Origin of the sequence: Pseudomonas delhiensis (assembly GCF_900187975.1) — a bacterium.
In the GTDB taxonomy this organism is placed as follows: domain Bacteria; phylum Pseudomonadota; class Gammaproteobacteria; order Pseudomonadales; family Pseudomonadaceae; genus Pseudomonas; species Pseudomonas delhiensis.
The window spans coordinates 98239-118182 of the sequence record NZ_FZPC01000013.1 but is presented as its reverse complement, the minus strand read 5'-3'; the positions used below and the strand labels follow the sequence as shown (position 1 = coordinate 118182).

The following is a 19944-nucleotide window of genomic DNA, read 5'->3' as shown; positions in this document are numbered from 1 at the left end:
ATACGAGAGGAAAGTGCGATGACCGAACGACTGAACGAAGGCAAGGTAGCGATCGTCACCGGCGCCGGTGGCGGCATCGGCCGCGAAGTCGCCCTGGCCCTGGCCGACAGCGGGGCGAAGGTGCTGATCAACGACATCGGCGTGTCCCTGGGTGGCGAGGGCGGCTCCGCCTCGCCGGCCGAGGAGACCCTCGGGCTGATCCGCCAGCGCGGCGGCGAGGGGGCGATCAACACCGACAGCGTGGCGGACTGGGACAGCGCCCGGCGCATCGTCGCCAGCGCCCTGGACGCCTTCGGCCGGCTCGACATCGTGGTCAACAACGCCGGCATCCTGCGCGACGCCATCTTCCACAAGATGAGCGCCGAGGACTGGCTGTCGGTGATCAACGTCCACCTCAACGGCAGCTTCTTCGTCAGCCGCGCCGCCGCCGAGCGCTTCCGCGAGCAGGGCAGCGGCGCCTTCGTGCACATGACCAGCACCTCGGGGCTGATCGGCAACTTCGGCCAGGCCAACTACTCGGCGGCCAAGCTGGGCATCGTCGCCCTGTCCAAGTCCATCGCCCTCGACATGCAGCGCTACAACGTGCGCTCCAACTGCATCGCGCCCTTCGCCTGGAGCCGCATGACCGACTCCATCCCGGCCCAGACCCCGGAGCAGAAGGCGCGGGTGGAAAAGCTGCAGCGCATGACCCCGGAGAAGAACGCGCCCCTGGCCGTGTACCTGGCCTCCGACGCCGCCCGCGAGGTCAACGGCCAGGTGTTCGCCGCGCGCAACCACGAGCTGTTCCTGATGAGCCAGAGCCGCCCGCTGCGCAGCGTGCACAGCGAGCACGGCTGGACCCCGCAGAGCATCGCCGAGCACGGCATGCCGGCGCTGCGCGGCAGCTTCATGGACCTGGCGCGCAGCCCGGACGTGTTCTCCTGGGACCCGATCTGAGCCGCGGGGGCCAGCCATGAGCGTGTTCAAGACCCGTTTCACCGAGACCTTCGGCGTCGAGCACCCGATCATGCAGGGCGGCATGCAGTGGGTGGGGCGCGCCGAGCTGGCCGCGGCGGTGGCCAACGCCGGTGGCCTGGCCACGCTGTCGGCGCTGACGCAGCCGACGCCGCAAGCGCTGGCCGGCGAGATCGCCCGCTGCCGCGAGCTGACCGACAGGCCCTTCGGCGTCAACCTGACGCTGCTGCCGACGCAGAAGCCGGTGCCCTACGCCGAGTACCGCGCGGTGATCGTCGAGGCCGGCATCGGCGTCGTCGAGACCGCCGGCAACAACCCCGGCGAGCACATCGCCGAGCTGCGCCGCCACGGCGTCAAGGTGATCCACAAGTGCACCTCGCTGCGCCATGCGCTCAAGGCCGAGCAACTGGGCGTGGACGCGGTGTCCATCGACGGCTTCGAGTGCGCCGGCCACCCGGGGGAGGACGACATCCCCGGGTTGGTGCTGATCCCCGTGGCGGCCAACCGCCTGCGGGTGCCGATCATCGCCTCCGGCGGCTTCGCCGACGGCCGCGGGCTGGTGGCGGCGCTGGCGCTGGGGGCGGACGCCATCAACATGGGCACGCGCTTCCTCAGCACCCGCGAATGCCCGATCCACCCGCAGGTGAAGGCGGCCATCCGCGCCGCCGACGAGCGCTCCACCGACCTCATCATGCGCAGCCTGCGCAACACCGCGCGGGTGGCGCGCAACGCGGTGAGCCAGGAGGTGCGGGCGATCGAGGCGCGCGGCGGGGCCACCTACGCCGACATCGCCGCGCTGGTCAGCGGCCAGCGCGGGCGCACCGTGTACGAGCAGGGCGACACCGACCTGGGCATCTGGTCGGCGGGCATGGTCCAGGGCCTGATCGATGACGAGCCGGGCTGCGCCGAGCTGCTGCGCGGCATCGTCGAGCAGGCCCGGGCCCTGGTGCGCCAGCGCCTGGAGGGCATGCTCGGCGACTGACCGCCATTCCCCACGCGGCGTCGCAGGAGGGCGCCGCCTCACCTCATCCGAACGAAGAGACAACAACAATGAAAAATCTTCCCGCACGGGCGCTGGCCTCGGCCGCTGCCTGCCTGCCATTGTTCGCCCAGGCCGACTTCATCGGCGACAGCAAGGCCAGCCTGGAACTGCGCAACTTCTACTTCAACCGCGACTACCGCCAGTCCGGCGCCAGCCAGTCGTATTCGGAGGAATGGGCACAGGGCTTCCTGCTGCGCTACGAATCCGGCTACACCGACGGCACCGTCGGCGTGGGCGTCGATGCCCTGGGCCTGCTCGGGCTGAAGCTGGACTCCAGCCCGGACCGCTCCGGCTCCGGCCTGCTGCCGTATTCGGCCAGCGACAGGCGCGCCGCCGACGACTATTCCGACCTGGGCCTGACCGCCAAGCTGCGCGCCTCGAAGAGCACCCTGAAGGTCGGCACCCTGACGCCCAGGCTGCCGGTGGTGCAGTACAACGACACCCGCCTGCACCCGCAGACCTTCCAGGGCGGCCTGGCGGAAATCGGCGAGATCGACGGCCTGGCCGTGCAGCTCGGCCAGCTGCGCCAGGTCAAGCAGCGCGATTCGAGCAACGCCGAGGACATGAGCATCACCCGCGGCAACAAGCGCAACATCCTGCCTGGGCGGCATACTTCCAGCGACCGCTTCAACCTGGCCGGCGGCACCTACCGCTGGAACGACAACCTGAGCACCAGCTACCACTACGGCAACCTGGAGGACTTCTACCGCCAGCACTACCTGGGCCTGGTGCACGTCCTGCCGATCGCCAGGGACCAGTCGCTGAAGTCCGACATCCGCTGGGCGCGCTCCACCGACGAGGGTGGCAGCAACGTCGACAACCGCGCGCTAAACGCGTTGTTCACCTACCGCCTGGGCGGCCACGGTTTCGGCCTGGGCTACCAGCGCATGTCCGGCGACACCGGCTACGCCTATCTGGCCGGCACCGACCCCTACCTGACCAACTTCGTGCAGATCGGCGACTTCGCCAACAAGGACGAGCGTTCCTGGCAACTGCGCTATGACTACGACTTCGCCGCCATCGGCCTGCCCGGGCTGACCTTCATGACGCGCTACCTGCGCGGCGACAACATCGACCTGTTGAACGGCCAGGGCAACGGCAAGGAATGGGAGCGCGACACCGACATCGGCTACGTGGTGCAGGGCGGGCCGCTGAAGAACCTGGGCTTCAAGGTGCGCAACGGCAGCTTCCGCAGCGACTTCGGCAATGATGTCGATGAGACGCGGGTAATCGTCAGCTACACGCTGCCGCTCTGGTAGAGGGAACGGAGAGGAAAGCAGTCGCGACGCCGCCGGGTATCGCGACTCCCCCGGCTATCGGGCAGGCGGCATCGCTTGAGGTGGGAACGAGGCAGGCGCTACTCTCTGCATCTTTTCCCGACAGACCCGCAGAGCCCGCATGGAAGTCAAACTGGTAGCCCGCACCCTTGATCTCATCGAGGTTTTTGCCCAGGAGCGGCGGGCGCTGTCGTTGACCGAACTCGCGCGCCTGCTGGACATCCCCATGTCCAGCTGCCTCGGACTGATCCGTACGCTGCATGCGCGCGGCTATCTCTACGAGGTGCGCAAGCGGGGTGGCTACTACCCCACCAAGCGGCTGCTGGCGGCGGCGACGCGGATCGACAGCGGCGATCCGCTGGTCAGCCTCGTCGAGGAGCATCTCCACCTCCTGCAGCGGGAGGTCGATGAGACCGTGGTCCTGGGCAAGCTGGAAGGCGGCCGGGTGCTCTACCTTTGCGTGGTCGAGTCCTCCCAGCCGATCCGCTACTCCACCCAGGTGGGGGAGCTGCGCCCGTTGCACGCCAACTCCATCGGGCAGGCGATCCTGGCGCGTCTGCCCGAGGCCGAGGCCCGGGAGATCCTTGGCGGCCTGGAGATGCGGCGTTTCACCGAGCTCACCTTGTGTACGGTCGATGACTATCTGGCCAGGCTGCCCGCCGTACGGGAGCGCGGCTGGAGCGAGAACCTCGGCGAAAGCTCGGACGATCTGGCCGCCCTGGCCTGTGCCTTCAACTTCTCCGGGGAGTGGTATGCGGTATCCGTAGCCGGCCCCCTGCCGCGCATGCGCCAGCGCTGGCAGGCATTCCCCGCGCCCTTGCTCGCCTGCGTTGCGCGGATCGTCGCGGAAGTCGACCCCGCCTGATTCCTGGCTGACCGTTCCTAAGAAAACCAATGCCTCCTGCGGGTAGGGGCAGTCGCGCCTGCGCCTTTTCCAGGAGAAAAAGCTTGCGCTTAAAAATTCACATACATAAATTATTCTTCATGGTTGTGAATTAATTACAGCAAGCGCTTTGGCGCGAGACGGCGGAGACACCGATGAACTTCCAATTCAGCGAAGACCAGATGGCAATCAAGGATGCGATCCAGCGCATCTGTGGCGAATTCGGCGATGAGTACTGGCTGGAGCGGGACGCCGATGGACGCTTCCCCCAGGAGCTGTACCGGGCCCTGGCGAAGCAGGGCTGGCTGGGGATCGCCATGGACCCGCAATACGGCGGCGCGGGGCTCGGGATCTTCGAGGCGGCGCTGATGATGCAGACCGTCAGTGCCTCCGGCGCGGGGCTTTCCGGGGCATCGGCGGTGCACATGAATATCTTCGGGCTCAACCCGGTGCAGGTGTTCGGCAGCCCCGAACAGAAACAGCGCTTCCTGCCGCCGCTGATCCGCGGCGAGGAAAAGGCCTGCTTCGCGGTCACCGAGCCGAACACCGGGCTGGATACCACCAACCTCAGGACCTTCGCCCGCAAGGTGCCCGGTGGCTACGTCATGGATGGCCGCAAGATCTGGATCTCCACCGCCCAGGTCGCCGACCGCATGCTGGTCATCGCCCGCACCACGCCGCGCGAGCAGGTGAGCAAGCCGACCCAGGGGCTGTCGTTGTTCTATACCCGCCTGGATCGCGAGCGGGTCGAGGTGCGCGAGATCGACAAGATGGGCCGCAAGTCGGTGGATTCCAACATGCTGTTCATCGATGGCCTGGAGGTCCCCGAGGAGGACCGCATCGGTGAAGAGGGCAGGGGCTTCGAGTACCTGCTGCACGGCCTGAACCCCGAACGCATCCTGATCGCGGCAGAAGCGGTGGGCCTGGGGCAGGTGGCCCTGCAGCGGGCGGTGGACTATGCGCGCGAACGCGTCGTGTTCGGTCGCCCGATCGGGCAGAACCAGGGTATCCAACATCCCCTGGCGCAGGCCTGGATGGCGCTGGAGGCCGCGCAGCTGATGGTCTACAAGGCCGCCAGCCTCTACGACGCCGGGCAGCCCTGCGGCGCCGAGGCCAACGCCGCCAAGTACCTGGCGGCCGAGGCGTGCAGCCAGGCCTGCCAGACCGCGGTGGCGACCCTGGGTGGCATGGGCTTCGCCAAGGAGTACCAGGTCGAACGCTACCTGCGTGAAAGCTGGATTCCGCGCCTGGCGCCGGTCAGCCCGCAACTCATCATGTGCCACATCGCCGAGAAGGTCCTGGGATTGCCCAAGTCCTACTGATTGCCGCACCTCCCAGACGCAACGAGAACAATAAGCAGAGGAAACGCCGATGCATGTTCACGCACTCCCGGGCAGCCTGACGGGGCTGAAGGTCGTCGACCTGTCCAAGGTCCTGGGCGGCCCTTACTGTACGCAGATACTCGCCGACCACGGCGCCGACGTGATCAAGGTGGAGCCCCCGAATGGCGACGAGACGCGGGGCTGGGGCGCGCCGGTACGCGAGCGTGCCTCCGCCTATTTCCTGGGGGTCAACCGCAACAAGCGGGGCGCCACCCTCAACCTCGGCGATGCGGCGGACCGCCAGCGGTTGCTGGCGCTGCTGGAGGATGCCGACGTGCTGGTGGAGAACTACAAGCCCGGCACCCTGGAGCGCTGGGGGCTGGGCCGGCAGGTCCTGAGCGAACGCTTCCCCGCGTTGATCCACTGCCGGATTTCCGGGTTCGGCGACGAAGGGCCCTATGCCGGCATGCCGGGCTACGATGCCGCCATCCAGGCCATGAGCGGCCTGATGAGCGTGAACGGCGAGCAGGATGGCGACCCGCTGCGGGTTGGCGTCCCCATCGTCGACATGGTCACCGGCATGAACGCCGCGCTGGGCATCCTCATGGCGCTCCACGAGCGCAAGCTCAGCGGCAAGGGCCAGTTCATCGAAGCGGCCCTGTTCGATTGCGCGCTTTCGATCCTCCACCCGCATTCGGCCAATTACCTGTATGCGGGGCAGGCCCCGCGGCGCAGCGGCAATGCGCATCCCAACATCACGCCCTATGACAAGTTCGCCACTTCCACCGGCGAGGTGTTCCTGGCCGTGGGCAACGATGCCCAGTTCGCCACGCTGTGCCGTTATCTGGAACTGCCCGGGTTGATAGAGGACCCGCGCTTCAGCAGCAACCAGCTGCGCAACCGGCATCGGCAGGCGCTTCGCGAGGCTCTGGCCGAAGGGTTGCAGCGGCACGCCGCGGAAGAGCTGTGTGAACGCCTGATCCGCGCCGGGGTGCCCTGTGGCCCGGTGCTCGATGTGCCGCAGGCGCTCGCCCTGCCGCAGGTGGCCGCCCGCGGCATGCTGGTGAGCATTGGCGACGACTACCGTGGCATCGCTTCGCCCATTCGCCTCAGCCGCACGCCGGCCAGTTACCGCGCCCAGCCGCCAGGGTTGGGGGAGCACAGCCAGGAGGTCTTGCGCAGACGGGACGACTGAGCCCCGCCTGCGCAAGACCGGGAACGCGACTGCATATAACAACAATCAGCGGGTTCCGCGCGCCTGCCCTCCGGCGGGCGGCGCGCGGTTCTTCCCACGGGGAACGCACATGCTCGCAAGTATCGGACTGCTGGCAATCGTCAGCCTGTTTCTGCTCATCCTGTCGAAACGCCTTTCGCCCCTGGTGGCCTTGATCGTCGTCCCGGTGGTGGCGGCGTTGCTGGGCGGCTTCGGGATGCAAACCAGCGAATTCGTCGTCCACGGCATCAAGAACATCGGCCCCGTGGTGGGCATGTTCATCTTCGCCATCATCTTCTTCGGCGTGATGACCGACGCCGGCCTGCTCGATCCCATCATCAGGCGGATATTGCGAGCGGTGGGCGGACGGCCGCGCTATATCGTCATGGGCTCCGCGCTGCTGGCCCTGATCATCCACCTGGACGGTTCCGGCGCCGTGACTTTCCTGGTGACCATCCCCGCCATGCTGCCCCTGTACGAACGCCTAGGCATGGATCGGCGGATTCTGGCCTGCGCGGTGTCGCTGGCCGCCGGGGTGAACTTCCTGCCTTGGGTCGGCCCCATGCTGCGGGCCTCCGCGGCATTGAACATCCCGACCACCGAGCTGTTCTATCCGCTGCTGCCTGTGCAACTGGTCGGCCTGGTCTTCGTCTTCGGCGCCTGCTACCTGCTGGGGCTGCGCGAGGAGCGACGCCTGGGGCTGGGCGGCGCGGGCAGTGGCCTGGAGATCCACATGCCGGAAGTCACCGCCGAGCAGGCGGCGCTGCGCCGCCCTGGGCGCTTCGCGGTCAATTGCGTGGTCACCCTGGTGGTACTGACCGTGCTCATCGCCGGCTGGGTCCCGCCGGTCCTCATCTTCATGCTGGGGACCGTGCTCGCGCTGGTGATCAACTACCCCTGCGTGGCCGAGCAACGGGCCCGCATCGACGCCCACGCCAGGGCCGCACTGATGATGGCCAGCGTCCTGCTGGCCGCGGGAGTCTTCACCGGCATCATGGGCGAGTCGGGCATGCTCAAGGCCATGGCCGAGGCCCTGGTGCGGCACGTGCCTAACGAGCATGCCGGGCACATGCCGTTCATCCTCGGGCTGTTGTCCATGCCCCTGAGCCTGCTGTTCGACCCGGACTCCTTCTACTTCGGCGTTCTGCCCGTGCTGGCCAACAGCGCGGAAATGCTCGACGTCCCGCGTATCCAGATGGGCCAGGCGGCCTTGCTGGGGCAGATGACCACGGGTTTCCCGGTCAGCCCGCTGACCCCGGCCACCTTCCTGATCGTCGGCCTGACGCGGGTCGACCTGGCCGAACACCAGAAATTCACCATTCCCTTCCTATTGGCAGCCAGCGTGGTGATGACCATCGCCGCCGCCATTCTCGGGGTCTTCCCGTTCTGAACGATGGGCATCCGGTTCCAGCCAGGAGTATGAGCATGAGCCAGAAGAGGTATTCGCAACAAAGGGGGCTGTACTACGACGAACTCGAAATGGATGTCGTCTACCGCCACGCGCCCGGACGCACCCTGGACGACGGTGACAACAGCCTGTTTTCCGCTTTGACGATGAACCCGGCCAGCATTCACCTGGATGCCTGTGCCTCGGCGGAGAATGAGTTCGGCGGGCGGCTGATGAACAGCATGCTGACGCTTTCCACCCTGGTCGGCCTCAGCGTCGGGCACCTGACCCAGAAGACGCTGGTCGCCAATCTCGGCTTCACCGAGGTCAGCTTTCCCGCCCCTGTCGTGGCCGGCGACACCCTGTACGCGGAAACCGAGATAGAGGAAAAACGCTTGTCGAAATCCCGGCCTGACGCGGGAGTGGTTCTGATGGTGCACCGCGGCTACAACCAGCACGGTGTCCTGGTCGCCGTGGCCAGGCGCTATGCGTTGATGAAGCGTGGGCCGGAGGCGTGCCGATGAGCGACTTTCGCCTCGGGGAGGCCATCCTGTTCTGCCCGGCCGACCGGCCGGATCGTTACGAAAAGGCCTTGGCCAGGGCCGACCGGGTGATCCTGGACCTGGAGGACGCGGTTTCCCCGGCCGCCAAGGCCCGGGCCCGGCGTTGCGTGATCGACGCCCTGCCGCGGCTGGGGGACAGGGTCATGGTTCGGATCAATGCCTCGGCCTCGGCCTCGGCCTGGCATGACGAAGACCTGAAGGCCCTGCGGGAGCTGCGCGAGCAGAAGCAGGTCGCCCCGTGGCTGATGTTGCCGAAGGCGGAGAGCCCGGCGCAGCTCGAACACCTGGGCGATTTCTCGCTGGTTGCGCTTTGCGAAACCGCAAGGGGCGTGACCAACGCCGGCGCGCTGGCGGCCTCGGCCAATTGCGTCGCGCTGTTCTGGGGCGGCGAGGACCTGGTCGCGGACCTGGGCGGCTGCCGCAGCCGTGACCCGTCGGGGCGCTACTACCCGTTGATCGAGCAGGCCCGCGGCAGCGTTCTGCTGGCGGCCGCCAGCCATGGAAAAGCGGCCATCGACGCGGTCCATATCGACATCGCCGATGTCGAGGGGCTGGCCCGGGAGTCACGCGAGGCCGCGGACCTGGGGTTCCGCGCCAAAGCCTGCATTCATCCGTCGCACGTGGCTTTGATCCGCGAGGCCTTCAGGCCCGACGAGGCGCGATGCCGCTGGGCGGAGGCGGTGCTCGGCGCCATGAAGGGCGCGCAGGGAGGGGTGGCCGCCCTTGATGGGCAGATGATCGACGAGCCGCTGTTCCGGCAGGCGTTGCGCATTCTCGAAGCGGCGGGGCGTTCGCCGGGGTGCGGATAGCCCCGTCCCTCATGGAAAAACCAATCCGGAAGAGACAGCAACGTCGACAGCCGCGCGCTTCACCTAGCGCCTGGGGGCATGACCTTCATGACGCGCTACCTGCGCGACGACGACATCGACCTGTTGGGCGGCCAGGGCGACGGCGGGGAATGGGAGGCGACACCGGCTTCGGCAACGACCTGGACGAAACCCGCGTCATCATTGGTTACACATTGCCGCTCTGGTAAAGGCGATGCGGCCCGCGCCGGGAGGGGCGGGCCGCCGGGAGAGGGGTTCAGATGCCCATGTTGGCCAGGCTCTGCATGATCGAGCGCAGGGTGCCGGCGAGGGTCGGGTGGCTGACCTCGAAGCGCTCCACCGCGAGGTTGACGCCGTCCAGCAGGCTTTCGTCGGCCAGCGCTTCCTCGTTGGCCAGTTGCAGTTCGATGTCCTGGATCAGTGTCTGCAGCTCCGAGCGCTGTTCTTCGCTCAGCGGCGGCTGCTGTTCCAGTTGGTCGCGCAGTCGCTGCAGTTCTTCATGCAGTTGACGTGTGGGCATGGTGGTTTCCTTCTGCGGTGGCTACCCAGGATGGACCGCCGCGCGGCGGCGAAAAATCCATCTCCATGCCACACAGCTTAACTCGCCGGACGCGACCCTGTCTGATGCCCGTCAATGCGCAGCAGGCGTTCCAGCAGCGGGAAGAAGTGCGCCAGCTCCGGGGTGCGCATGGCCGGGTCCTTGCCGAGGTCGTCCAGGCGCCGCAGGGTGATGGCGTCCTGGGCGTAGGGGGCGCCGAGGAAGGCGCTGGCGCCGCGCTCGTCGAAGGGCCCGCCCTGCAGCGCCAGGCTGTGCCGCGAGGCCGGCGACAGGCCGGCGTGGTAGGCCGCGTCCACCGCGCAGAGGTAGCGCTTGGCGGCCACGTGCAGGCGGATCGGCTGCCACACCGCCTCGGGCAGCAGGGGGCGCAGCAGATTGGCGCCGACTTCCTCGTGGCGCAGGTCGCAGGCCTCGATCTCGTCGGGGTTCTCGTAGAGGTGGCCGATGTCGTGCAGCAGGGCGGCGATCACCAGGCTGTCGGCGCAGCCGGCGCGTTCGGCCAGGGTGGCGCACTGCAGGGCGTGCTCGGCCTGGCTCACGGATTCGCCGTAGGGCTCGGCGCCGTGGCTGGCGAAGCGTTCGGCCAGCTCGTCGAGGAAGGCGTGGCGGGCGCGGTTCATGGTTTTTCTCCCTTGGCGCGGCGGCTGGCGATGTCCTGCAGGCAGGAGTCCAGCTCGCCCAGGTGGTCGATGACCGAGTGCACGCCCAGGCGGTACAGGCCGAAGGTCGCCTGGGCGCGGCGCCGGTCGCGCCGGGGGCCGTCCAGCGCCTCCCAGTCGCGCGCCGAGAGGCCGCACAACGGGCCGCTGGCGGCCAGGCCGATGGTCCACAGCCCGGCGTTCAAGCCGGCCTGGAGCAGGCGCGGCTGGCTGCTGACCAGCACGCAGCCGTCCAGTTGCGGCGTGCCCAGCTCCATCAGCGCGCGCCAGCAGGCGTCCGGCGCCGGCCAGGGGCGGCCGGCGTGGGCGATGCCGTTGTCCAGGGCGCCGTCGAGGGCGGCGGCCAGGCGTTCGCTGGCCGGCTCCGGCAGCTCCTCCAGCCAGGCGCAGGGCACGCCCTGGCGGTTCAGCTGGCGGAGCGCCGGCAGGGCTTCGGCGATGGGTTCGGCATGGGCGTCGGCGGCTTCCGCCAGGCGCCTGCGGAAGCGCGCTGTCTCCTCGGCGCTGGGCAGGCGGCCGAGCACGTGGCCCAGGGCCTGCTGCGGGGCCAGGGTGGCGGCTTCGGCGAGGCGCTCCTGCGGGCACTCCGGGCAGCTCTGCTGCAGGGCGCGGGGCAGGGTGCGGGCGCCGAAGTCCACCAGGTCGCCGGCGAGTCCGAAGAGCAGGGAGGTGAAGCGGGGCAGGTCGGCGGGTGTCGAGGCGGGCATGGCGCGGTGGTCTGGACGATGGTCTAGGCCAGACTAGACGCCCATTGTGACGATCCGGTGAAGCCGGTCTGCGCGCGTACCCGCTGCCTTTATAATGGCGCGCCTTTCGCTGGAGAGCCCACCATGGCGGCCGAACGACCCCTGCACTACCTGCGCATCCGCGACCAGTTGGCCGGGGACATCCGCCAGGGCGGCCTGGCCGCGAAGCTGCCGGGTGAGCGCGAGCTGGCCGAGCGCTTCGGCTGCACCCGGGTGACCCTACGCGAGGCCCTGCAGCAGCTGGAGACCGAGGGCCTGCTGTACCGCGAGAACCGCCGCGGCTGGTTCGTCGCGCCGCCGCGGGTGCGCTACAACCCCACCCGCACCCAGGGCTTCATGGAATACGTCGCCGCCCAGGGCCGCCAGCCGCGCACCGAGACCCTGAGCCGCCGCGAGTACGCCGCCGACGCGCCGACCGCCTGGCGCATGGGCCTGGAGGAGGGCGCCTTGCTGTTCGCCATCGAGCGGCGGCGCTGGATCGACCGGCGCCCGGTGCTGCTGGAGCGCATCCTGCTGGACGCCGCCTGGTGCCCGGGGTTGCTGGAGGAGGACCTGGACGGCTCCCTCACGCAAGTGCTGCGCGAGCGCTTCGGCAAGCGCCCGCGGCGCTGCGAGCTGGCCATGCACCCCTGCGCCCTGGGCGCGGACCAGGCCGCGCCGCTGCAGCTGGCGCCGGGCGCGCCGGGGCTGTACCTGGAGCGCCTGAGCTACGCCGAGGGCGGGCGGGTGGTGGAGCTGGACCGGGAGTTCTGGCGCCCGGACGCCCTGGAGATCGTCATCCAGGCCTGCTATCCGGACTGACTCGCGGGCGCGGGGAGGCGAGCACGGCTTCTCGTAGGATCGAGGGGGACGCCTGGTTCTTGCTCGCGAACAGTGGTTGCTTCTACGACCCTGCCCAGCCGTAGGGCGAATAACCGTTCGCGGTTATCCGCCGTTGGCCGTGCCACCGAGGTATCCGGCGTGGCCGGTGAAACCAATCGCGGACTCTGTCCGCAATTCGGCGGATAACGCCGTAGGCGTTATGCGCCCTACGAGGAGCCCGGGAGCCTCATGGTTTCGCATCGCGCCGGACGGTCCCCTCTCCCGCTTGCGGGGGAGGGTTAGGGAGGGGGGCGGCGTCAGGGTTGGCAGAGGTGCGTGAGCGAAGTCCGTTCCCTCTCCCCAACCCTCGCCTACGCGGCCCGCCCTGAAGGGAGAGGGGGCTGTCCCGAGCAAGCGGATAACGCAGCGTCAGCCGGCAAACTCGTAGGGCGAATAACCGTTCGCGGTTATCCGCCGTTGGCCGTGCCACCGAGGTGTCCGGCGTGGCCGGCGCCCTACGGGTTTCCAGAGAAACAACCGAGCGCACCGGAACGCCCCTTCAGAAGGCCGAGCGAAACCGGCGCTCAGGAGGTCATGCGACATGGATGTCGCGAGAGCCCCGATGGGCTACAGGGACGTACCCTCGGGGCGGGCCTCCGTGGCGGGGGAATTCGTGAGGGTAGCCCGGCTCCATCGGGCCCGTATGCGGGGCTGCCTTTTTGGTTCCTTTTGTGGCGTTTGACAAAAGGGACTCGCCCGAGGGGGCGAAACAAGAAGGTCGGGCAGACTCGGAGCGGCGCAGAAACACCCAATCCAAGGCAGCTAGGTTCCCGCGTTCGCGAGAATGACGGGGTGAGGTTAGGGGGGGGAGGATGGCGCCTGACCGACGCACTGCTCAGGACAGCCCCCTCTCCCTTCAGGGAGAGGGTTGGGGAGAGGGCGCTCTTACCCCCAACACCCCAGCCACCGGGAAACTCCATTCGCGAGCAAGAACTAGGCCTCCCCCTCGCTCCTACGAAGAGCCTTCCAACCCAATCGGCAAGAGAATCCCATCGGCACAAAAGCTGGCTCTTGGCTATCGTGAGGGGGAGGGCGACGCTTCCAGCCGCGTTCCCGGTGCGAAGGCGTTAGAAACAATCCGATATCTGCAAATCGAATCTGGAACTATATACTGCGCAGCGGTTCGAGGCCGCGGCGGCGGCCTCATGAGACTTTCAAAGGAGAAACCCGATGCGCCCATACGGCGTCAACTGGATGCAGCGCACCGCTCGCCTGCTGGCCGGAGCCAGCCTGGCCATGCTTCCCCTCCTGGCCCAGGCCGCGAGCGAGGACGACCCCTGGGAGAGCGTCAACCGCCCGATCTTCGTGTTCAACGACACCCTCGACACCTATGCGCTGAAACCGCTGGCGCAGGGCTACCAGAAGGTTACGCCGAACTTCGTGCAGGACGGCGTCCACAACTTCTTCAGCAACATCGGCGACGTGCGCAACCTGGTCAACGACCTGCTGCAGGGCAAGCTCGAGCACGCCGGGGTCGACACCAGTCGCCTGCTGTTCAACACCACCTTCGGCCTGGCCGGCTTCATCGACGTGGCCACCCGCATGGGCCTGCAGCGCAACGACGAGGACTTCGGCCAGACCCTCGGCTACTGGGGCCTGGGCAGCGGCCCGTACGTGATGCTGCCGCTGCTGGGCCCGAGCACCCTGCGCGACGCGCCGTCGAAGATCCCGGACGCCTACACCGGCATGTACCCGTACATCGACGACGTGTCGGTGCGCAACAGCATCCGCGCGGTGGACGTGGTGGACACCCGCGCCGACCTGCTGAAGTCCGAGAAGCTGATTTCCGGCGACAAGTACACCTTCATCCGCAACGCCTACCTGCAGAACCGCGAGTTCAAGGTCAAGGACGGCCAGGTCGAAGACGACTTCTGACACCCTCGCCACCCATCCGCCCCGGGGCTGCCGCAAGCGCGCCGAGCCGCCGTCTTGAACCCTCGGGCGGATGGGAGTAGTGTCTGCGCCTTGTCGCACCCGACCCGCGCCGTTTTCATTGCCATGCGCGCCCACATCCACCACCTCCGGCGCCGTTTGCCTGGATAACCCATGCACAAACCCAGTGCCACGCTGCTGATCATCGACGACGACGAGGCCGTTCGCGAAAGCCTCGCCGCCTACCTGGAAGACAGCGGTTTCAAAGTCCTGCAGGCGACCAACGGCCAGCAGGGCCTGCAGGTCTTCCAGCACGAACTGCCCGACCTGGTCATCTGTGACCTGCGCATGCCGCAGATGGACGGCCTGGAACTGATCCGCCGGGTCAGCGAGATGGCGGTGGAAACGCCGGTCATCGTGCTTTCCGGCGCCGGGGTGATGAGCGACGTGGTCGAGGCCCTGCGCCTGGGCGCCGCGGACTACCTGATCAAGCCCCTGGAAGACCTGGCGGTGCTGGAGCACTCGGTGCGCCGCGCCCTGGACCGCGCCTACCTGCGGTCGGAGAACCGCCGCTACCGCGAGAAGCTCGAAACCGCCAACCGCGAACTGCAGGCCAGCCTGAACCTGCTGCAGGAAGACCAGAACGCCGGGCGCCAGGTGCAGATGAACATGCTGCCGGTGACGCCCTGGGAAGCCGAGGGGCTGAAGTTCGCCCACCAGATCATCCCGTCGCTGTACCTGTCCGGCGATTTCGTCGACTACTTCCGCGTCGACGAGCGGCGCATCGGCTTCTACCTCGCCGACGTCTCCGGCCATGGCGCCTCCTCGGCGTTCGTGACCGTGCTGCTGAAGTTCATGACCACCCGCCTGCTGTACGAGTCGCGGCGCGCGGGCACGCTGCCCGAGTTCAAGCCCTCCGAGGTGCTCGGGCACATCAACCGCGGGCTGATCAACACCAGGCTGGGCAAGCACGTGACCATGCTCGGCGGGGTGATCGACCTGGAAACCGATCGCCTGACCTACAGCATCGGCGGCCACCTGCCGCTGCCGGTACTCTATGTCGACGGCGAAGCACGCTACCTCGAGGGCCGCGGCCTGCCCGTGGGCCTGTTCGAGGACGCCACCTACGACGACCGGACCCTGGACCTGCCCAGGTCCTTCAGCCTGTCGTTGTTCTCCGACGGCATACTGGACGTGCTGCCCGGGGCTACATTGAAAGAAAAGGAGACGGCCCTGCCCGAGCAGGTCGTCGCCGCCGGCGGGACGCTGGACGGCCTGCGCCAGGTCTTCGGGCTGGCCAAGTTGTCCGAGATGCCGGATGATATCGCCTTGCTGGTGTTGAGCAGGAACCTTGCATGAGTACCGGTAAAATCCAGTTCGCCGAGCAGGATGGCTCATTCGTCCTGAAGTTCGTGGGCGAAGTCCGACTGACCCTGTGTTCGGCGCTGGATGCCACCATTGAAAAAATCTTCGCCGCGTTGAATTTCACGGCGATCATCATCGATCTCACGGAAACCCAGAGCATCGACAGCACCACCCTGGGCCTGCTGGCCAAGCTGTCGATCCTCTCGCGGCAGAAGGTGGGGCTGTTGCCGACCCTGGTGACCACCAACCCGGACATCACCCGGTTGCTGCAGTCCATGGGCTTCGACCAGGTGTTCAACATCGTCGACCGGCCCATCCCCTGCACGGACTGCCTCACCGACCTGCCGCCCCAGGACCAGTCCGAGGAGGTGGTGCGCAGCAAGGTGCTGGAGGCCCACCGCATCCTCATGGGCCTGAACGAGTCCAACCGTGAAGCCTTCCACGACCTGGTGAGTGCCCTCGAGCACCACTGATCCGCGCGAAGCCCGTCGATAGATAGAACGCAAACCGGCGCCCTGGGGCGCCGGTTCGTCTTGTTGCGCGCGCTTTTCAGCGGCCGCCGAGCAGGGCTTCCAGCTTCTCCTGGTCGCGGGCGAACAGGCGGATGCCCTCGGCCAGCTTCTCGGTGGCCATGGCGTCCTCGTTCATCTGCCAGCGGAAGGCGCTCTCGTCCAGCACCTGGCGCGCCTCGCCGCCGCCGGGCTGCAGGGTGCGGGGCAGCTCGCCCTGGGCGTCGGCCAGTTGCTGCAGCAGGTCGGGGCTGATGGTCAGGCGGTCGCAGCCGGCCAGTTGCTCGATCTGCCCGAGGTTGCGGAAGCTCGCGCCCATCACCACGGTGCGGTAGCCGTTGGCCTTGTAGTAGCGGTAGATGCGCGACACCGACTGCACGCCCGGGTCCTCGGCGCCGACGTAGTCGCGGGCGTTGGCCTTCTTGTACCAGTCGTAGATGCGGCCGACGAAGGGCGAGATGAGGAACACCCCGGCGTCGGCGCAAGCCGCGGCCTGGGCGAAGGAGAACAGCAGGGTGAGGTTGGTCTGGATGCCGTCGCGCTCCAGCTGCTCGGCGGCGCGGATGCCTTCCCAGGTGGCGGCGATCTTGATCAGCACGCGGTCCCGGCCGACGCCTTGCTCGTCGTACAGCTCGACCAGCCGGCGGGCGCGGGCCAGGGTGTCTTCGGTGTCGAAGGACAGGCGGGCGTCCACTTCGGTGGAAACGCGCCCGGGAATGACCCCGAGGATGTCCTTGCCCACCGCCACGGCGAAGCGGTCGCAGGCCAGGCCCGCGTCGCCGCCGCTGGCCGCGGTGGCGCGGGCCAGGTGCTCGGCGTAGCGGGGCAGGGCGGCGGCCTTGAGCAGCAGGGAAGGGTTGGTGGTGGCATCCACCGGCTTCAGGCGGGCAATGGCGTCGAAATCGCCGGTATCGGCGACGACAGTGGTGTACTGCTTCAGTTGTTCCAGCTTGGAGGTCATGGCAACTCTTCCGGTGGCGATGCCATGACCTTACCCGAGGCCCGGACGGCGCTCAACGGGACCTAGCGGCCGGCCAGAAGTTCGACGGCCTGGTCGAACACCCGAAGCGGATCGGCGGCCTTGTGCACGTCCACCGAAAGCAGCTGGCGGAAGCGCCGCGCACCGGGGAAGCCCTGGCCGAGGCCGAGCACGTGGCGCGTCACATGGTGCATGGCGCCCCCCTCGGCGATGTGCCGCTGGATGTACGGGCGCATCCGCGACAGCGCCTCGGCGCGGCTGATGGCCGGGGCCGTGGCGCCGTACAGCGCGGCATCCACCTGGGCCAGCAGGTAGGGGTTGTGGTAGGCCTCGCGGCCGAGCATCACGCCATCGAAGGTGCGCAGGTGTTCCCGGCATTCCTCCAGGGTCTTGATGCCGCCGTTGAGGACGATCTCCAGGTCCGGGAAATCCCGCTTGAGCTGCGCCGCCACCTCGTAGCGCAGCGGCGGCACCTCGCGGTTCTCCTTGGGCGACAGGCCCTCGAGAATGGCGATGCGCGCATGCACGGTGAAACTGCGGCAGCCGGCCTCGCGCACCTGGCCGACGAAGTCGCACAGCTCGGCGTAGCTGTCGCGGCCGTTGATGCCGATGCGGTGCTTGACCGTGACCGGGATGGAAACGGCCTCGCGCATGGCCACGATGCACTCGGCCACCAGCGCCGGATGGGCCATCAGGCAGGCGCCGATCATGTTGTGCTGCACCCGGTCGCTGGGGCAGCCGACGTTCAGGTTCACCTCGTCGTAGCCGGCCGCCTCGGCCAGCCGCGCGGCCGCCGCCAGCTCCGCCGGCACGCTGCCGCCCAGCTGCAGGGCCAGCGGGTGCTCGCACTCGTCATGGCGCAGGAAGCGCGCGGCATCGCCGTGCAGCAGGGCCCCGGTGGTGACCATTTCGGTATAGAGCAGGGCATGGCTCGACAGCTGGCGCAGGAAGAATCTGCAATGGCGGTCGGTCCAGTCCATCATCGGCGCCACGGAGAAGCGGCGGGAGGGCTCGGGGCGTTGCGGGCGGGTGTCTTGCGGCATGCTGGGTACGGGCTTCGGCCACGGCGGCGGGGGCCGGCGCGGCGCGGGATCGGTGAAGGGGCGGGTATTCTAGCAGAAAGGGCGAAGATGCCGGGGTGTGGGTTGTTCCTGGCGATACGGTTAGGATTTCATGTATCGGCCCTGGAACTTTCGCCGGGGCGGCGGTCTGAGGTGTCAATCTGCCACTGATCAGCCAGGGAGGCTGTATGAAGGGTGTTCTCGTTGCGGTTCCGCTGTTGTTCTGCGCCGCCTGGGCGCAGGCGGATACGATCTACAAGTGCGTCGATGCGCAGGGCAAGGTGACCTTCACCAAGCAGGCCTGCCCCAACGGCGGCAACGCCGGTGTCGAGTTGAACGTGGAGAACCGCCGGCCCAGCGGCAGCGGCGAAGGGGCGGTGATGGCGCAGCCGGCGCTCCAGGCGCCGCCTGCGGACCATGCCCCGGCGGGGGCTTATCCGGCACAGCCACCGGCCACCCCGGCGCCGGTCGGCGGCACGCGGGTGACCGTGGTGGGTGGCTCGCAGGAGCGGCCGGGTTGTTCCACCGGGCTCTCCGAGCGCGACCTGCGGACCGCCATGGTGCGCAAGGAAATCGTCCCGGGCATGAGCCGCAAGGAAATCGAGGACATGTTCGGCACCCCGAGCGACCAGGCCAGCTTCCACGGCCCCGGCAGCAGCACCTACTGGAACGACAAGGACCTGAATTTCTTCAGCATCAACTACGATGCCAATGGTTGCGTGATGAACACCTACCAGTCCGGTTCGAGCAACTGAGCGCCACCTCGCGCGGCCCACGGGCCGCGCGTTCTCAGTCCGCGGCGGCTTCGGCCGGCGCCCGGGCCTTCAGCCACAGGCCGAACTCCTTCACCACCTCCACCACCTTGCGCAGCCGCTCGCCATCCACGCTCAGGCGGTATTCCACCTTCACCGGTACTTCCGGGTAGACCGTGCGCGTCACCAGGCCGGCCTCCTCCAGGGCGCGCAGATCGAGGGTCAGCATGCGCTGGGAGATGTTCGGCATGTCGCGGCGCAGTTCGTTGAAGCGCTTGGGGCCGTCGAGCAGGTAGGACACGAGCAGCAGGCGCCAGCGCCCACCCAGCAGGTGCATGGCTTCTTCCACCGAGCAGCCGGAAACGTTCTTCTTCATGGCCGGTTCCTCATGATGGCAGGTCATAGGTATATTTTTTGTACCTATACACCATTTTTCTCCCTTCTTTAAAAGATATACCAGGCTGCGGATACTCCTGTGCGACATCCATGAAAGGAGCTTTCCCCATGAAGCTGTACTACGCCCCCGGCGCCTGTTCGCTGGCTTCCCACATCACCCTGCGCGAACTGGGCCTGCCTTTCGAACTGGTGCGGGTGGACAACCGCAGCAAGCGTACCGCCAATGGCGCCGACTACCTCGCCATCAACCCCAAGGGCTATGTCGCCGCCCTGCAGCTGGACGACGGCCAGGTGCTCACCGAGGGGCCGGCCATTCTCCAGTACCTGGCCGACCTGCGCCCCGAGGCGGGGCTGGCCCCGGCGTCTGGCGGCCTGGCGAGGGCGCGGCTGCAGGAATGGTTGAACTTCATCGGCAGCGAGATTCACGCCGGCATGAACCCGCTGTTCGACGGCGCGCTGCCGGAGGCGCTGAAGGCGCGGTTCCGCGATCAGGTCGGCAAGCGCCTGGAACAGACGGCTCCGGCCCTGGAGCGCTCCAGTTACCTACTGGGCGAAGGGTTCGGCGTGGCCGATGCCTACCTGTTCACCGTCTTGGGCTGGACGCAGCGCCTGGGCATCGACCTGGCCAACTGGCCGGCGTTGCAGCGCTTTGTCGCGCGGGTGGCTGTCCGCGACAGTGTGCGCGCCGCGCTGAACGCCGAAGCGCAGTAGGTGCGC

The 19944-nt window shown here is 67.9% G+C and carries 21 protein-coding genes and 1 pseudogene; 16 read left to right on the top strand and 6 right to left on the bottom strand.

Annotation, left to right across the window (positions count from 1 at the left end):
* Window positions 1–18 precede the first annotated feature (18 nt).
* The 10 genes and pseudogenes from CHC02_RS13695 to CHC02_RS30535 form a co-directional block, all read left to right on the top strand.
* On the top strand, window positions 19–936 hold the full coding sequence (locus tag CHC02_RS13695; RefSeq protein ID WP_089392001.1) for an SDR family NAD(P)-dependent oxidoreductase: 918 nt from the start codon (window positions 19–21) through the stop codon (window positions 934–936).
* A gap of 16 nt (window positions 937–952) precedes the next feature.
* Complete coding sequence (locus CHC02_RS13690; protein WP_089392000.1) at window positions 953–1936, top strand: NADH:ubiquinone reductase; 984 nt, start codon at window positions 953–955, stop codon at window positions 1934–1936.
* 68 nt (window positions 1937–2004) lie between these two features.
* Window positions 2005–3255, top strand: a complete 1251-nt coding sequence (locus CHC02_RS13685) for an OprD family porin (protein ID WP_089391999.1) — start codon at window positions 2005–2007, stop codon at window positions 3253–3255.
* 139 nt (window positions 3256–3394) lie between these two features.
* A complete protein-coding gene (locus CHC02_RS13680) occupies window positions 3395–4138 on the top strand; it encodes an IclR family transcriptional regulator (RefSeq protein WP_089391998.1) in 744 nt (247 codons plus the stop codon).
* Between the two features lie 173 nt (window positions 4139–4311).
* Complete coding sequence (locus tag CHC02_RS13675; RefSeq protein ID WP_089391997.1) at window positions 4312–5478, top strand: acyl-CoA dehydrogenase family protein; 1167 nt, start codon at window positions 4312–4314, stop codon at window positions 5476–5478.
* 49 nt (window positions 5479–5527) lie between these two features.
* Window positions 5528–6673, top strand: coding sequence for a CaiB/BaiF CoA transferase family protein (locus CHC02_RS13670; RefSeq protein ID WP_089391996.1), 1146 nt, complete (start codon window positions 5528–5530; stop codon window positions 6671–6673).
* Window positions 6674–6782: 109 nt separating this feature from the next.
* Complete coding sequence (locus CHC02_RS13665) at window positions 6783–8081, top strand: CitMHS family transporter (protein WP_089391995.1); 1299 nt, start codon at window positions 6783–6785, stop codon at window positions 8079–8081.
* Window positions 8082–8116: 35 nt separating this feature from the next.
* On the top strand, window positions 8117–8602 hold the full coding sequence (locus CHC02_RS13660) for a MaoC family dehydratase (protein WP_167364827.1): 486 nt from the start codon (window positions 8117–8119) through the stop codon (window positions 8600–8602).
* A complete protein-coding gene (locus tag CHC02_RS13655) occupies window positions 8599–9450 on the top strand; it encodes an HpcH/HpaI aldolase/citrate lyase family protein (RefSeq protein ID WP_089391993.1) in 852 nt (283 codons plus the stop codon). Before CHC02_RS13660 ends, CHC02_RS13655 begins: the two co-directional genes overlap by 4 nt.
* A 75-nt stretch (window positions 9451–9525) precedes the next feature.
* A pseudogene (locus tag CHC02_RS30535) lies at window positions 9526–9677 on the top strand (outer membrane porin, OprD family); the annotation flags it as partial.
* Between the two features lie 47 nt (window positions 9678–9724).
* Here CHC02_RS30535 and CHC02_RS13650 read toward each other — a convergent pair.
* The 3 genes from CHC02_RS13650 to pcrP form a co-directional block, all read right to left on the bottom strand.
* Entirely contained in the window at window positions 9725–9988 is a 264-nt protein-coding gene (locus CHC02_RS13650; RefSeq protein ID WP_089391992.1) for a DUF4404 family protein, read from the bottom strand.
* A 77-nt stretch (window positions 9989–10065) separates the two neighbouring features.
* Entirely contained in the window at window positions 10066–10647 is a 582-nt protein-coding gene (locus tag CHC02_RS13645; RefSeq protein WP_089391991.1) for a phosphonate degradation HD-domain oxygenase, read from the bottom strand.
* A complete protein-coding gene (gene pcrP / locus CHC02_RS13640; RefSeq protein WP_089391990.1) occupies window positions 10644–11393 on the bottom strand; it encodes an HAD superfamily inactivated hydrolase PcrP in 750 nt (249 codons plus the stop codon). The genes CHC02_RS13645 and pcrP overlap by 4 nt, the downstream gene beginning before the upstream one ends.
* Window positions 11394–11516: 123 nt before the next feature.
* Here pcrP and CHC02_RS13635 point away from each other — a divergent pair, with 123 nt between their 5' ends.
* From CHC02_RS13635 to rssC, 4 genes are all read left to right on the top strand, one after another.
* The gene (locus tag CHC02_RS13635; RefSeq protein WP_089391989.1) at window positions 11517–12233 is read left to right on the top strand and encodes a UTRA domain-containing protein; all 717 of its coding nucleotides are present in this window, start codon (window positions 11517–11519) and stop codon (window positions 12231–12233) included.
* Between the two features lie 1230 nt (window positions 12234–13463).
* Window positions 13464–14168 (top strand): MlaA family lipoprotein, encoded by a 705-nt coding sequence (locus tag CHC02_RS13630; protein ID WP_089391988.1) that lies wholly within the window; start codon window positions 13464–13466, stop codon window positions 14166–14168.
* Window positions 14169–14339: 171 nt separating this feature from the next.
* Window positions 14340–15524, top strand: a complete 1185-nt coding sequence (gene rssB, locus CHC02_RS13625) for a two-component system response regulator RssB (protein ID WP_089391987.1) — start codon at window positions 14340–14342, stop codon at window positions 15522–15524.
* Window positions 15521–16003 (top strand): anti-sigma factor antagonist RssC, encoded by a 483-nt coding sequence (gene rssC / locus CHC02_RS13620; RefSeq protein ID WP_043266908.1) that lies wholly within the window; start codon window positions 15521–15523, stop codon window positions 16001–16003. Before rssB ends, rssC begins: the two co-directional genes overlap by 4 nt.
* A gap of 76 nt (window positions 16004–16079) precedes the next feature.
* On the opposite strand, the gene tal is transcribed toward rssC, so the two are convergent.
* Together tal and dusA are read right to left on the bottom strand one after the other, a co-directional pair.
* Window positions 16080–17000, bottom strand: coding sequence for a transaldolase (gene tal / locus CHC02_RS13615; protein ID WP_089391986.1), 921 nt, complete (start codon window positions 16998–17000; stop codon window positions 16080–16082).
* 62 nt (window positions 17001–17062) lie between these two features.
* Window positions 17063–18061, bottom strand: a complete 999-nt coding sequence (gene dusA, locus CHC02_RS13610; protein ID WP_089391985.1) for a tRNA dihydrouridine(20/20a) synthase DusA — start codon at window positions 18059–18061, stop codon at window positions 17063–17065.
* A gap of 206 nt (window positions 18062–18267) precedes the next feature.
* On the opposite strand from dusA, the gene CHC02_RS13605 reads away from it, so the two are divergent.
* Window positions 18268–18834, top strand: coding sequence for a DUF4124 domain-containing protein (locus CHC02_RS13605; RefSeq protein WP_089391984.1), 567 nt, complete (start codon window positions 18268–18270; stop codon window positions 18832–18834).
* A 34-nt stretch (window positions 18835–18868) separates the two neighbouring features.
* Here the strand turns inward: CHC02_RS13605 and CHC02_RS13600 are convergent, their stop codons facing one another.
* Window positions 18869–19207 (bottom strand): winged helix-turn-helix transcriptional regulator, encoded by a 339-nt coding sequence (locus CHC02_RS13600; RefSeq protein WP_089391983.1) that lies wholly within the window; start codon window positions 19205–19207, stop codon window positions 18869–18871.
* A gap of 128 nt (window positions 19208–19335) precedes the next feature.
* Between CHC02_RS13600 and gstA the strand changes: the two genes are divergently transcribed.
* Window positions 19336–19938 carry a glutathione transferase GstA gene (gstA, locus tag CHC02_RS13595; protein WP_089391982.1) on the top strand — a complete coding sequence of 201 codons (603 nt, stop codon included), beginning with the start codon at window positions 19336–19338 and terminating at the stop codon, window positions 19936–19938.
* Window positions 19939–19944 lie beyond the last annotated feature (6 nt).